We start from the raw sequence: 12,762 nt of genomic DNA on the forward strand, positions 1-12,762 counted from the left end.
TGTGAGCCACGGCTGGCTAAGCTTTTTGCCGCAAGTGCCGTAATCGCAAGCAATAGCCTCGCGAGATGCGATCCGTTGGTCGCACAAACGGGGCACTTGACGGGAGAAACGATGATGGCCGAACAGGATTGGATGATGGCGGGCTTGTATCTGGCGGCCCTCGCGTCGACCGTGCTGGCGATGAGCGCCTGGTCCGCGCGAGCGGCGAAAATGCGGCGAACGGTTACGCTTATCCGTTTGCCGCGTCGTTCGGGCGAGTAAGCCGCGAGTCAGCCGCGAATAAGCCACGGGAAGCGCGCGGCGTTCACAAAGCAAAAGCGGCGCGAAATGCGCCGCTTGTTGCTTGCTGACCCGCGTTCGTTTGACGCGCGACCGTCTTTAACGCGCGACCGTCGACAGCGCCTTTCAGCGTGCCCGGCCGCGTTTGCCGCTTACTGCGGGCGGCGATGCGCCTCAGCGATCACGGCGCAGTTTTGCAGATGCAGATTCAGTGCGTGCAGCGCGAGAGCGCGCAGTTTCGCGAGCCAGTTGCCCTTGGCGGCGACGGTGTTACGGGCGGATGCAGCGTTCGTGGCGGTGTTCATATCGAGGCTCCTGTATAGGGTTTCTACCTAGGGAATAACCCGATTATAGTCCTCTCGTTGCGCAGTGCAACAAAAAATAAAGCTGTTGCGCAAGAATCACAGCGGCGTCGGCAGCGCGCTCCGAGGTCGATGACCGCAAAAAGGGCGGCATGCAGGCCCGCAGTATTAACAAACCGCACCGTACAGGTGCAATAATGACCCCTTTGCCTGCGACCGCCCGCCGCAGCTTTGTCCATGACCGCCGCCCGCACCGCCCTGATAGCGCCTCTGATCGTCGCGTGCGCGATGTTCATGGAAAGCGTCGACGCCAACGTGATCGTCACCGCCCTGCCCGCGATGGCGCGCGACTTCGGGCGCGACCCGGTGGCGCTGAAAATCGCGGTCACGAGCTACGTGCTCGGGCTCGGCGTGTTCATCCCCGTTTGCGGGTGGCTCGCCGACCGCTTCGGCGCTCGCACCGTGTTTCGCACGGCAATCGGCATCTTCGTGGCCGGCTCGCTGCTGTGCGCGGCGTCGAATTCGCTGGCCACCTTCACGCTCGCGCGCTTCGTCCAGGGCGTCGGCGGCGCGATGATGGTGCCGGTCGGCCGCATCATCATCTTCCGGGTCGTGCACAAGGCCGACTTCATCCGCGCGATGAATTATCTGAGCGTGCCCGCGATGCTCGGCCCCGCAGCCGGGCCGCTGCTCGGCGGCTTCATCACGACTTATCTGCACTGGCGCCTGATTTTCTTTATCAACGTGCCGATCGGCATCCTCGGCATCTATCTGACGAACAAGCACATCGCCAACACGCGCGAGCCGCATCCCGGCCCGCTCGACTGGATCGGCTTTTTTCTGTCGGCGGCGGGCGCGGTGCTGCTTCTGCTCGGGTTGTCGCTGATCGGCGGCGAGCTGATCGCCAATCGCGACGCGTTCGGCATGTGCGGGGTCGGCGCGGTGCTGCTGGTGCTTTACGTCGTGTATGCGCAGCGCGCGCGGCTGCCGCTGCTCGATTTGCGCTTTTTCAAGGTGCCGACGTTTCAGGCGAGCGTGCTCGGCGGATCGCTGTTTCGCATCGGTCTCGGCGCGCTGCCGTTCCTGCTGCCGCTGATGCTTCAGGAAGGACACGGCATGAGCGCGTTTCAGTCCGGCCTGATTACCTGCGCGTCGGCATTCGGCGGCATGTTCATGCGCACGGTCGCGTCGCGCGTGCTGCATCGCTATGGTTTTCGCTCGGTGCTGGTGGTCAACGCGGCGCTGTCGGGCGTTTCGATCGCGGCGTGCGGGCTGTTTTTTCCCGGCACGCCGACGTGGATCATCTGGGTCGTGGTGCTGCTCGGCGGCTTCTTTCCCGCGCTGCAATTCACGAGTCTCAATTCGTTGACCTACGCGGAAATCGCGAGCCGCGACGTCGGGCGGGCGACGAGCCTCGGCAGTGTCGTGCAACAGATGTCGCTCGGTCTCGGCGTGACGGTCGGCGGCATCGTGCTGCAGATTTCACGCATGCTGAACGGCCACGACGCGATCATGTGGTCGGATTTCTGGCCCGCGTTTCTCGTGGTGGGATTGTGCTCGTTCGCGTCGATTCCGGTGACGTTGCGGCTGCCGCGTGGCGCCGGGGAAGAAATCTCGCGCGGTGGGCGCGGCTGACGACGAGCCGATAGCGCGGGCTGCGGGGGCTGGTGGCTTGGCGAGCTGGTGACTTACCTGTCGCGCTGCTGGTCTGTCGCGCTGCTCGTCTGTCGCGCTGCTCGTCTGCCACGCTGCTCGTCTGTCGCGCTGCTCGTCTGCCACGCTGCTCGTCTGTCGCGCTGCTCGTCTGCCACGCTGCTCGTCTGTCGCGCTGCAGGTCTCCCGCGCTGCTCGTCTGCCCCGCTGCCCGCCGCGCCGAATTCACTGCTCCTTGCGGATCACGCTCACTTCGCCGTTGCGCTCGAGAATCGCCGCGGCGACCTTGTCGAGCGAGCGGGAGCCGATCTTCTGCCGCACGCTTTCCCGCACATCGTTCGAGGTCATCAGCGCGGCCTGCAGTTGATCGTCGTTGAATGCGCCGTTGCTGAACAGCTCGCGCTCGACGCCGCCGACGAGCCGCTCGATCGCATGCGAGCGCATGCAGATCCACGCAAGCAGGCGATGGCAAACGACGATCACGAGCGACGCCAGCACAGTCGCGACGAACGGCGAGGCGCCCACGATCGCGCGGCTCAACGTGGCGCCCAGCAGAATGACCACCACCGAATCGAACGGCGAGCGCTGTCCCAACGAACGCCGTCCGGAGATCCTGATCAGCACGAGTGCGATCAGAAACACGACGACCGCGCGCAGGCTCATCTGCAGCGGGTCGAGATCGCGCCCTTGCCCGAACAGCAGATAAATCGCGTCCATCATTGTTTTGTCCTCCGGGTCCGGCCCGCCTCCGTTCGATGAAGGCAAGGCCATGCGCAGTACCGGCAGCAGATGCCAAGGAGAAGCAAACCATGTGCCGATCGCCGGACGCGGCGACGCTATTCCGAGGCGCTATTCCAGGCGCTATTCCAGGCGCTGTTTGAGGCGCTACTTCCCCAGCTTCGCCCGCACACGCGACACATCGCGCGACGTCACCGGCGCAGCCGCGTTGCCCCACGTATTGCGGATAAACGTCAGCACGCGCGCCATTTCGTTATCGGTCAGTTTGTCCGTGAAGGACGGCATCTTGCGCGGCTCCGGACCGCTGAGTGTGTGCGGACTCTCGCCGCCTTCGACCAGCAAGCGCACGAGCGATGTACTCGATGCCCCGAGCACGGCGGGATTGCCCGCCAGCCGCGGATACTTTTGCGGCACGCCGGCGCCGTCCATCTGATGACATCGCGCGCAATACGTTGCGTAGATGCCGGCGCCGGGCCGCTCGACGTCGCCGGTTCTGAGCGCCCGCACGGTCTGCTGCGCGGCGCGCGAGTTTGCGTTGAAGCGGCCGTTCGGCGCGCGCGGCGGCAGGCTCTTCAGATATGCGGCGATGGCGGCGCGGTCGGCATCGCTCAGGTACTGGGTGCTGTCTTCGACCACTTGCACCATGCTGCCGAAAGTCACGAGTCCGCCGCCGTGGCCGGCTTTGAGGAAGGCGGCGATGTCGTCGGCGGAAAATCGGCCGAGGCCCGAGCCGGGATCGGCGGTGAGGTTCGAGGCGAACCAGTTGTCGTTGGTGCCGCCCGTCAGATACGTCGAACTCGAATGGCTGTAGCCGCGCTCGTTGAACGCGGGGCCGCGCGGCGTGTGGCACGCGCCGCAATGTCCGAGCGATTGCACGAGGTAGGCGCCGCGGTTCCATTGCGCGTCATGCGCGGGGTCCGGCTGGTACTGCCTGGTCGGCGCAAAAACCCAGTCCCAGAACAGCAGCGCCCAACGCTGGTTGAACGGGAACGGCAGACGCGTCGTCGGCGCGGGTGTCGGCACAGGCTGCACGCCGTGCATAAAGTACGCGTAGAGGGCGTGCATGTCGTCGTCGGTGATCTTCGAAAACGATGGGTATGGCATCGCCGGATAAAGCCGCTTGCCGCCTCGCGCGACGCCCTCGCGCAACGCGCGCGCAAAGTCTTCGTAGCTGTAGCGGCCGATGCCCGCTTGCGGATCGGGTGTGATGTTCGACGAATAGATGGTGCCGAACGGCGAGCCCATGCCGAGGCCGCCCGCGAACGGCGGCGTCGCTACCGGCTTCGCGCCAGGCTGGGGGATGCGCGGCGGGGCTGTGTGGCAGCCGGCGCAATCGGCGGCTTTCGCGAGGTAGGCGCCGCGGGCGATTTCGGTGGGGTTGGTGTTGGTAGCGTTGGTGTTGGCGTTGGCCTCGCCCGTGGCCGTGCTGTTCGTTGCGGTGCTGGTTATGCCCTTGCCCGCCCCGCTCGCCGCGGCTTCTCGCGCATGGCTCGCGGCATCGTGCAACAACATGCCCATCACCGCGAGCGCGACCGCGGCCACACTGCCCGCGCGCCAACCTCGCGGCACCAGGCGGCCGCCGCGCATCACGATAAAATCACGAAGGCCGCGCATCGTCACCACCATTTGCACGGCGAGACGATCGCGATGGCGGCGTCGACCGCAATCAAAGCGACCAGAAACAGCGTGCTGCACAACGCCGCGACCCTCAGCAGAAAGCGCTGCAACTCTACCCGCTTGCGGCGCGCGGCATCGAGCGCGGCCCACTCGACCGGCGCAAGCTGCCGCATTTCGCGCCACGCGACCCAGGTGCCGAATGAGCCCGCCGCGAGGCACAATGCGCCGAGCACGATGAGCGCGGTTTTCATCCACGGCAGAATTGGTTCGGATAACGGATGATCGAACGGATAACAGCTTTGCGCAGCGAGCATTTCGGCGACGGTCATCTGCAAGAGCCAGGCGAGCGGCGCGACCAGCAGACCGATCAGCACATGGCGCAGCGGGTGCGGCGCGCCGGGCAATGGGCTCGTCGAAGGCGTGTTCATGTCCTGGGCCATGACCACTCCTGAAAGAGGTAAGGCGTCAGATACAGCGTGCTGAAGATGAACAGCCAGACGATATCGACGAAATGCCAATACAGTCCGCCGATCTTCAACGCCGCGCAACGCCGCTCGTCGAAATAGCCGAGCGCGGTCCATATGAGCAGCAACAGCAACACGACGATGCCGACGGCGACGTGCGCCATATGAAAGCCGGTGATCGTGAAGTAGAGCGAGCCATACAGATGCGTCGTAAGCCCGTAAGGATGGTCGTGCCACTCCGCAAGCTGAATGCCCATGAAGACGATGCCGAGCACGACACCCGTGGCCATCGACGCGACTGCCCAGCGCACGCGTCGGCGGCGCACGCAACGCTCGCATAGCCAGACGAACACGCTGCTAGTCAGCAGAATGACTGTGTTGACGACGCCGAGCGTGAGTTTGGGCAAACCTTCCGGCGGCCAGTGCTGCGGATTTTGCGAAGCGAGATACAGATACGTGAAGATCAGGTATCCGAACAATGCACCTTCGGTCAGCACAAGCGTGAGGCAACCCCACCAGCCGCCCGAACGCTCGCCCGCGCTGCCTATCGGCAACAGACCCGCCGGTTCGTCCGGCTCGCGAGGCTCACGCGATGAGCGCTGCAGGTTGACGGCGTCGCTCATGTCAGCCTCCGGCGTCGTGGACGGCAACCGGTTCGCGCTGAATCAGTTCGCGCTCCGGCCACAGCCATACGATGATCGACACCGCGCAGCCCGCCAGCATCGCGCCCGCGAAAAGCCACGCCGCGAGCGCGAGCGCCGCGAAGAAAAGCGCGGCGAACAACGCAAGGAAGAACGGCGCGTACGAGTCGCCAGGCATCTTCAGAATCACGTCGGGATTCGCTTCGAGCGCGGTCGTACCGAGCGCCTCGCGCCCTTCCGCCAGCAGATAACCTTCGTCGATTTGCGAGCGCACGTTGCCCGCGTTGCCGGGTTCCTCGATACGGCCTTCCCACAGCGGATGGCGGCTCGCGAGCGTCGGCACCACCGCGAAGTTGTACGGCGGCGGCGGCGAACTCACGGCCCATTCGAGCGATGGTGCGTCCCACGGATTATTGCCTGCCGGCTTGCCGCGCTTCAGACTCACCGCGAGATCGGCGAGAAAGATCAGGATACCGAACGCAAACAGAAAGGAGCCGAGCGACGTAACGAGGTTCACCGTATTCCAGCCCATATCGGCGGGATACGTGTAGATGCGGCGCGGCATGCCGAGCAGCCCCGCGATATGCATCGGGAAAAAGCCGATGTTGAAGCCCGCGAACATCACCCAGAAACCAAGCTTGCCAAGACGCTCGCTCATCATCTTGCCGGTGAACTTAGGAAACCAGAAGTAGATGCCGCCGATCACCGGGAACACGTTGATGCCGAGCAGCACGTAATGCAGATGCGCGACGACGAAGTAGGTGTCGGTGAGTTGCCAGTCGAACGGCACGGCCGCGGTCAGCACGCCCGAAACGCCGCCCACCACGAACAGAAAAACGAAGCCCGCGAAAAACAGGAACGGCACGCGAAACACCGGCCGCCCCGTCCAGATGGTCGCGATCCACGCAAACGTGGCCACTGCGCTCGGGATCGCGATCACCATGCTCGCCGCGCCGAAAAACGACAGCGCGAGCGCCGGAATTCCGGTCGCGAACATGTGGTGAATCCACACGACGAAACCAATCGCCATCGTCGCGACGGTGGCGAGCGCGACAGGACCGTAGCCGACCAGCGGGCGCCGGCAGAACACCGGCAACGCATCGGACACGATGCCCATCGCCGGCAACACGACCGCATAGACCCACGGATGCGCGAAGATCCAGAACAGATGCTGCCAGAGCAGCGGCCGTCCGCCGTTCAGTACGTCGAAGAAATGCGTGCCGATGCGGCGGTCCATCCACAGCAGGAAAAATGCGAGGCTCACTGACGGCACCGCGAGCAGATTGCCGGCCGATGCAGTGAGCGTGCCCCATACGAGCACCGGCACGCGATCGAGCGACATGCCCGGTGCGCGCATGCGCAGCAACGTCACGACGAAGTTCATCGAGCCGACTGTCGTTGAAATACCGAGCAGCACCATGCCGAGCGCGTAGACGTCGATGTTGGGTCCGGTGCTGTATTCGAGGCCCGAGAGCGGCGCGTAGTTGAACCATCCCGCGTCGGGCGCCTGGCCGGTCGGAAAGCTCGCGTACAGGAAGATGCCCGCGAATAGAAAGATCCAGTACGACAGCGCATTGAGCCGCGGAAAAGCCATGTCGCGCGAACCCAGCACAAGCGGCCACAGGTAGTTCGAGAAGCCGGACAGCACAGGCAGCGCATACAGAAAGATCATCGTCACGCCGTGCATCGTGAAGAGCTGGTTGTACTGCTCAGGCGTGAGCACCGTCGCATTCGGCCGCGCGAGCTGGACGCGCATGATGAGCGCTTCGACGCCGCCCATCAGCAGAAACAAGAACGCGGTCACCAGATAGCGCAAGCCGATCGTCTTGTGATCCACCGACGAAAGCCAGCCGCGCCAGCCCGGCGGCGTTTCCCAGATCTCGCGCATGCGTTTTTCGTCGGCGCTGCCAGGCGGCACGCGGCCGCGCCGCGGCCGGCGCGCGAGGCGCGGCGCATGTGCAGCCGCTAACGAAGACGATGCGCCCGAGCTCGGCGCGTCGGCATGATCGGACATCGAAATGCGCTCCTTACGTTAGGCGGTCGCGCAAACTCGCGACCGGCTCGGGTTCAATGCAGCGTCGCGAGATAAGCGGACAGCGCGGCGGCATCGCTCGTGGTCAATGCGATGCTCGGCATCAATGCTTCCGGTTTGATTCGCTGCGCGTGCTGTACCCAGTCGAGCAGATGCTCGGGCGTGTTCGTCAGCGCACCGGCCGCGATCAGACGTCGCGAGCCGAGATGCGTGAGGTCAGGGGCCTGCGAGCCGTGCGCGTCGGTGCCGCGTATCGTGTGGCAGCCGGCACAGCGCTCGTCGAACAGTTTCTTGCCCGCGCTGAATTGCGCGTCGTGCGCGTCGTGCGCCGATGCCTGCGTCGGCATCGCGTTGCGCCCTTGCGCGTCTCGCCACGCATCGAAATCGGCGGCGCTTTGTGCGACGACTTCGAAGGCCATATGCGCATGCTGCGCGCCGCAGAACTGCGAACACTGTCCGCGATAAATGCCGGGACGATCGGCCTGAATCCATTGCTCGTTCGTTTGACCGGGAATGGTCTGCGTCTTGCCGGCAAGCTGCGGCACCCAGAACGCGTGGACGACATCGGCGCTTTTTAACCGCACCTTCACGGGCTCGCCGACAGGAACATGAATTTCGTTGGCGGTACTGAAGTTTCGCGCGGCGTCGGGGTCGTCGGCGTAATCGACTTTCCACCACCAGTCGTAGGCGGTCACGGTGATGACAAGCCGCGCATGCGATGCGGGCGAAGCGACGGATTCGAGCGTCGTCATCGTGTAGACGAGCATGCCGAGCAACGCCACACACGAGGCACCGGTCCCCACATAAATCCAGCGCAATCCGCCCGCTTCGGGACCAATCGTGTCCGCCGGTTCAGCAGGCCGCTTGCGAGCGAGCGCCACGACAAGCAAGCCGCTCACGATCAGCACCACCAGCACGACGATTGCAGTCAGCACCCAGCCGAGGCGCATCGTCGGCGCAGCAGCGGGCCCTGCGGTATGGAGAAAATAAGCGAGGGGCGCGGAGTCGGCAGAAGCTGTGGATGGAAGAACAGCGCTCGCGGACAACAGGCTCAGCACGAACCACGCGCTCGGGCGCGCGAAAAAGTTTGCCCTGTCCGATGTGATTCGCGCGGTCCTCGTGCGTGGCATGCCGCTCGGCTCCGATTGCGTTTCGACCTGGGACTCACGCTGCGCGGCGCGGCGCCCGACCCTCGTGCGAAGTGCCCGGCGCTTCGTCGAGCAGCGCTCATCGCGCAGCAAGAAACGAACCTTTCAGACCGCTAAACACGGGTCAGGTCTCGCACTTGCTTTATCGACACACGATCAATTCAACATCAGGAGCTTGCCTTGAAACATGCCTCTCTCGCCACGGCTCTCGTGGTTTCATTCGCGTTCGTTCACGCCGCGGCGCATGCCGAAGGTTGCACCAAAGGCGCGGTGGTCGGCGGCGTCGGCGGACATATTGCGGGTGGCCACGGCGTGGCCGGCGCAGCAGCAGGCTGCGCGATCGGCCATCATGAAGCAAAGAAGAAAGACAAGGCGGCCAGCGCGGCGGCGGCCGCGAGTCAGCCTGCGGGAAAATAGCAGCTTGTGATGTAAAAAAGACCCGCTGCGATCGGACCATCTTGCAATCGTGCGGTCTCCAGCGGGTCTCTTTCAATCGTCTTGCAGGCTCAGCCTGCCGCGCTGACTTTTTCCGCGAGCTTCGCGTCGTAACTCGAATGGACGTGCACGCGTTTGCGCTCGGGATACGCATACGAATACGCTTTGCGCAGCGCGAGCGACGCCTCGTGAAAGCCCGACAGAATCAGCTTCTGCTTGTTCGGATAGTTGGCGATGTCGCCGACCGCGAAGATGCCTGGCCGCGAGCTCTCGTAGTTGGACGTATCCACATCGACGCGGCCGCCGTGCAGGCTCAAGCCCCACTGCCCTATCGGACCGAGGTCCGCGACCAGTCCGTATAGCACGACAAGCTGTTCCGCCGGCAACTCGGTCTCGCCTTCGATATGTCGCAATGTGATGGATTTGAGCGCGCCGCTTTCGGCGTTCTCTTGCGCGTCGCTTTGCACCTTCAACCCTGAAATGGCGCCGACGATAAAGTCCATCTCGCCCGCTTCGACCGCGCGCCGCATTAACTCGACGCTTGAATCGGCGGCGCTGAATCCGTTGCGCCGATGCACGAGCGTCACGCGCCGCGCGACCTTGCGCAACGCGAGCGCCCAGTCGAGCGCGGAATCGCCGCCGCCTGCCACGACCACGGTCTTGTCGGCGAAATCGGCGAGACGCTGCACGCTGTAGTGCACATGGCGCGATTCGAGCGGCACGGCTTCGGCAAGCGGCAGCTTTTGCGGCACGAATGCACCGTTGCCCGCGGCCAGCATGATTGCCGCGACGTCGAACACAAGACCGCGATCGGTGCGCACGGTCCACCGGCCGTCGCTGCGCTGCTCGACGGATTCCACACGCTGCTCGAGATGAATCGGCACGTCGAACGGCTTGCATTGCGCGAGCAGGCGGTCCACGAGTTCACGCGCCGTGCACGATGGAATCGCGGGAATGTCGTAGATCGGCTTGTCGGGATAGAGCTCGGTGCATTGACCGCCGATCTTGCCGAGTGCATCGACGATCTGGCAGGACAAGCCGATCACGCCGGCCTCGAAAGCGGCGAAGAGCCCAACGGGACCCGCGCCGACGATCAGCACGTCGGTGCGGATAGGCGGTGAACCAGGTTGCACAACAGGCTCGGCGGCGGACGTCATTCGCTATCTCTTCATAAGGTGATGACCCACCATACCGAATCGCCGTGAGCGCGGCAACGATGCCATTACAGCCAGCAAGGGCGCTTAAGCGGGGATTCGCAGCCGGTTGCGGACGTTCAAGTGGCCACCTATAAATCGTCGAAAATGGCCATTTTGCAAAGCCAATGCCGGGACTAGTATTCACTCATCGCATCACCGGATGCGTCCCACCAAAGCCAAGGAGTGAATCATGAAACAACGTCTGAACTACTACAAAGCCAGTCCCGCCGCGATCAAGGCAATGCTGGGCCTCGAAGAACGCATCGGCAAATCGTCGATTGAAAAGTCGCTCGCGGAACTGGTTCGCCTGCGTGCGTCGCAGATCAACGGCTGCGCGTTCTGCGTGGACATGCATACCACCGACGCCCGTAAAGGCGGCGAAACCGACCGCCGTCTTGCAACGGTCGTGACGTGGCGCGAAACACCGTTCTTCACGGATCGCGAACGCGCCGCGCTCGAATGGACGGAAGCGTTGACGCTCATCTCGCACGATCACGTGCCCGACGCCGTGTGGGAAGCGGTCCGCCCTCACTTCAGCGACGAAGAACTGGTCGACCTCACGCTGCTCGTTTCCACGATCAACGCATGGAACCGCTTCGCGATTTCGTTCCGCTCGATGCCTGAATAAGCGCGTCACTGTACATAGCAGCACCGCTGGCGCAGCGCCTCTTTCAACTCGGCTGGATCACGCGATTCAAAGAGGCGGCTCGCGCTGCGCACTCGTACCGCACACCTCCACCGCTCGCACGCCCTCCCCATTCCCGCCTTGCAACACCGCTCAATGCCGTATCATTGAAGCGTTTGCTGACAAAAAACTCCGCTTAACCGGCGCCCGCGCGCCGCCGCTTGCCATCACATGACCAGGGATTCGTCGCATACCGCGCTGCTGTGGATCGTCGCCGCGGGCTTCTTCATGCAGTCGCTCGACACGACGATCGTGAACACGGCGCTGCCGTCCATCGCGCACAGCCTGCATGTCGCGCCGCTTGCGATGCAGCCGATCGTGGTCGCCTACACGTTGACGATGGCGATGCTCACGCCCGCCTCCGGCTGGCTCGCCGACCGCTTCGGCACGCGGCGCGTCTACTTCGCCGCGATCCTCGTCTTCGTGATCGGCTCGATTTGCTGCGCGAGCGCGCACACGCTCGGCGAACTCGTGCTCGCGCGCGTGCTACAAGGCGTGGGCGGCTCGATGCTGCTGCCGATCGGACGCCTCGCCGTGCTGCGCAGCGTGTCCAGTGAGCAATACGTCGCGGCGCTCGCGTTTATTTCAGTCGCCGGTCAGCTCGGCCCGATTGTCGGACCAACGCTCGGAGGCTGGTTCGTCCAGGCGATCACATGGCACTGGATCTTTCTGATCAACGTGCCGATCGGCGCCGCCGGTCTCTACGCGGTGCAGCGTTTTTTGCCGCCGCATGGCGAGACCCAGGCGCCGCCGTTCGACTTCATCGGCTGCGGGTTGTTGTCGCTTTGCATGATCGCGTTTTCGCTGGCCGTCGATGCCCCCGTGCCGACGCATCAGGCGGCGTGGTCCGCGGCGCTGTTCGCGCTCGCGGCGGTGAGCGCGCTCGCCTACATTCCGCACGCGAGGCGGCGGCGTAACCCGCTCTTCAAACTGTCGCTGTTCAGCGAGCCGAATTTCAGCGTGGGGCTGATCGGCAACCTCGTGTGCCGCATCGGCTCGAGCGCCGTGCCGTTTCTGGTGCCGCTGCTGTTGCAGCTTCAGCTTGGCTACACGCCGCTGCATTCGGGGCTGATGATGCTGCCCGCGGCGCTCGCCGGCACGGTCGCCAAACGCTGGATCGCGCCGCTCGTGCGGCGCTACGGCTACGACCTCTTCCTGCTGGTGAATACGCTCATCGTCGGTTCGTCGATCGTGGCGTTTGCGTCGATCTCGCGCGGCACGCCGCTCATCGTCGAAATCGTGATTCTCGCGATATTCGGCGCAGCCAACTCCATGCAGTTCGCGGCGATGAACAGCGTCACGCTCAAGGGCCTCTCGCACGAAGACGCCGGCAGCGGCAACAGCCTCTTTTCGATGGTGCAGATGCTGGCGATCGGCCTGGGCGTATCCATCGGCGGCGGGCTCGTGAAGCTCTTTGCCGCGCAATGGGGCTCGGCGGCCCTCGGCTTCCGGCTGAGCTTCGTCTGCGTCGGCGCGATCACGCTGCTGTCCGCGTGGGTGTTCCGCCATCTCGACGCGGCGCCCGCCGTGCGCGCGCCGGCTAGCCAGGGCGCGGGGCGCTGATTCGCGCTC

At 64.3% G+C, this 12,762-nt stretch carries 13 protein-coding genes; 5 read left to right on the plus strand and 8 right to left on the minus strand.

From position 1 onward, the window contains the following. Positions 1–111: 111 nt before the first annotated feature. Positions 112–261, plus strand: a complete 150-nt coding sequence (locus tag CUJ91_RS34340; RefSeq protein ID WP_006053306.1) for a hypothetical protein — start codon at positions 112–114, stop codon at positions 259–261. Between the two features lie 170 nt (positions 262–431). On the opposite strand, the gene CUJ91_RS34345 is transcribed toward CUJ91_RS34340, so the two are convergent. Next, the gene (locus CUJ91_RS34345) at positions 432–584 is read right to left on the minus strand and encodes a hypothetical protein (RefSeq protein WP_013588207.1); all 153 of its coding nucleotides are present in this window, start codon (positions 582–584) and stop codon (positions 432–434) included. Positions 585–818: 234 nt separating this feature from the next. Between CUJ91_RS34345 and CUJ91_RS09320 the strand changes: the two genes are divergently transcribed. Then, positions 819–2,216, plus strand: coding sequence for an MFS transporter (locus CUJ91_RS09320; protein WP_114156162.1), 1,398 nt, complete (start codon positions 819–821; stop codon positions 2,214–2,216). Positions 2,217–2,459: 243 nt separating this feature from the next. Here CUJ91_RS09320 and CUJ91_RS09325 read toward each other — a convergent pair whose 3' ends face one another. From CUJ91_RS09325 to coxB, 6 genes are all read right to left on the minus strand, one after another. Further along, a complete protein-coding gene (locus CUJ91_RS09325; RefSeq protein WP_053858148.1) occupies positions 2,460–2,954 on the minus strand; it encodes a DUF421 domain-containing protein in 495 nt (164 codons plus the stop codon). A gap of 165 nt (positions 2,955–3,119) precedes the next feature. Next, positions 3,120–4,586: a c-type cytochrome gene (locus CUJ91_RS09330; RefSeq protein ID WP_114156711.1), complete on the minus strand. Its 1,467-nt coding sequence runs from the start codon at positions 4,584–4,586 to the stop codon at positions 3,120–3,122. A gap of 2 nt (positions 4,587–4,588) precedes the next feature. After that, on the minus strand, positions 4,589–5,029 hold the full coding sequence (locus tag CUJ91_RS09335; protein WP_029968560.1) for a hypothetical protein: 441 nt from the start codon (positions 5,027–5,029) through the stop codon (positions 4,589–4,591). After that, entirely contained in the window at positions 5,014–5,676 is a 663-nt protein-coding gene (locus CUJ91_RS09340; RefSeq protein WP_114156163.1) for a cytochrome c oxidase subunit 3, read from the minus strand. Before CUJ91_RS09340 ends, CUJ91_RS09335 begins: the two co-directional genes overlap by 16 nt. A gap of 1 nt (position 5,677) precedes the next feature. After that, positions 5,678–7,708: a cytochrome c oxidase subunit I gene (gene ctaD, locus CUJ91_RS09345; RefSeq protein WP_114156164.1), complete on the minus strand. Its 2,031-nt coding sequence runs from the start codon at positions 7,706–7,708 to the stop codon at positions 5,678–5,680. Between the two features lie 53 nt (positions 7,709–7,761). Further along, on the minus strand, positions 7,762–8,856 hold the full coding sequence (coxB, locus tag CUJ91_RS09350; protein ID WP_114156712.1) for a cytochrome c oxidase subunit II: 1,095 nt from the start codon (positions 8,854–8,856) through the stop codon (positions 7,762–7,764). 198 nt (positions 8,857–9,054) lie between these two features. Between coxB and CUJ91_RS09355 the strand changes: the two genes are divergently transcribed. Beyond that, positions 9,055–9,291, plus strand: coding sequence for a hypothetical protein (locus tag CUJ91_RS09355; RefSeq protein WP_006053184.1), 237 nt, complete (start codon positions 9,055–9,057; stop codon positions 9,289–9,291). An 89-nt stretch (positions 9,292–9,380) separates the two neighbouring features. Here CUJ91_RS09355 and CUJ91_RS09360 read toward each other — a convergent pair whose 3' ends face one another. Continuing rightward, positions 9,381–10,466 carry an NAD(P)/FAD-dependent oxidoreductase gene (locus CUJ91_RS09360; protein ID WP_029968570.1) on the minus strand — a complete coding sequence of 362 codons (1,086 nt, stop codon included), beginning with the start codon at positions 10,464–10,466 and terminating at the stop codon, positions 9,381–9,383. Positions 10,467–10,695: 229 nt separating this feature from the next. Between CUJ91_RS09360 and CUJ91_RS09365 the strand changes: the two genes are divergently transcribed. Both CUJ91_RS09365 and CUJ91_RS09370 read left to right on the plus strand, forming a co-directional pair. Continuing rightward, the gene (locus CUJ91_RS09365; protein ID WP_029968571.1) at positions 10,696–11,133 is read left to right on the plus strand and encodes a carboxymuconolactone decarboxylase family protein; all 438 of its coding nucleotides are present in this window, start codon (positions 10,696–10,698) and stop codon (positions 11,131–11,133) included. A gap of 228 nt (positions 11,134–11,361) precedes the next feature. Next, positions 11,362–12,753, plus strand: a complete 1,392-nt coding sequence (locus CUJ91_RS09370; RefSeq protein ID WP_107706774.1) for a DHA2 family efflux MFS transporter permease subunit — start codon at positions 11,362–11,364, stop codon at positions 12,751–12,753. The last annotated feature ends 9 nt before the right edge of the window (positions 12,754–12,762 follow it).

Source organism: Paraburkholderia graminis (assembly GCF_003330785.1).
GTDB classification, from domain to species: Bacteria; Pseudomonadota; Gammaproteobacteria; order Burkholderiales; family Burkholderiaceae; genus Paraburkholderia; species Paraburkholderia graminis.

Bases quoted from the DNA above. Each gene is read 5' to 3' on its own strand.
- CUJ91_RS09340 (WP_114156163.1), bottom strand. From the start codon at position 5,676: ATGAGCGACGCCGTCAACCTGCAGCGCTCATCGCGTGAGCCTCGCGAG.
- CUJ91_RS09365 (WP_029968571.1), top strand. From the start codon at position 10,696: ATGAAACAACGTCTGAACTACTACAAAGCCAGTCCCGCCGCGATCAAG.
- CUJ91_RS34340 (WP_006053306.1), top strand. From the start codon at position 112: ATGATGGCCGAACAGGATTGGATGATGGCGGGCTTGTATCTGGCGGCC.
- CUJ91_RS09320 (WP_114156162.1), top strand. From the start codon at position 819: ATGACCGCCGCCCGCACCGCCCTGATAGCGCCTCTGATCGTCGCGTGC.
- CUJ91_RS09360 (WP_029968570.1), bottom strand. From the start codon at position 10,466: ATGACGTCCGCCGCCGAGCCTGTTGTGCAACCTGGTTCACCGCCTATC.
- CUJ91_RS09325 (WP_053858148.1), bottom strand. From the start codon at position 2,954: ATGATGGACGCGATTTATCTGCTGTTCGGGCAAGGGCGCGATCTCGAC.
- CUJ91_RS09335 (WP_029968560.1), bottom strand. From the start codon at position 5,029: ATGGCCCAGGACATGAACACGCCTTCGACGAGCCCATTGCCCGGCGCG.
- coxB (WP_114156712.1), bottom strand. From the start codon at position 8,856: ATGCCACGCACGAGGACCGCGCGAATCACATCGGACAGGGCAAACTTT.
- CUJ91_RS09370 (WP_107706774.1), top strand. From the start codon at position 11,362: ATGACCAGGGATTCGTCGCATACCGCGCTGCTGTGGATCGTCGCCGCG.
- CUJ91_RS34345 (WP_013588207.1), bottom strand. From the start codon at position 584: ATGAACACCGCCACGAACGCTGCATCCGCCCGTAACACCGTCGCCGCC.
- ctaD (WP_114156164.1), bottom strand. From the start codon at position 7,708: ATGTCCGATCATGCCGACGCGCCGAGCTCGGGCGCATCGTCTTCGTTA.
- CUJ91_RS09330 (WP_114156711.1), bottom strand. From the start codon at position 4,586: ATGCGCGGCCTTCGTGATTTTATCGTGATGCGCGGCGGCCGCCTGGTG.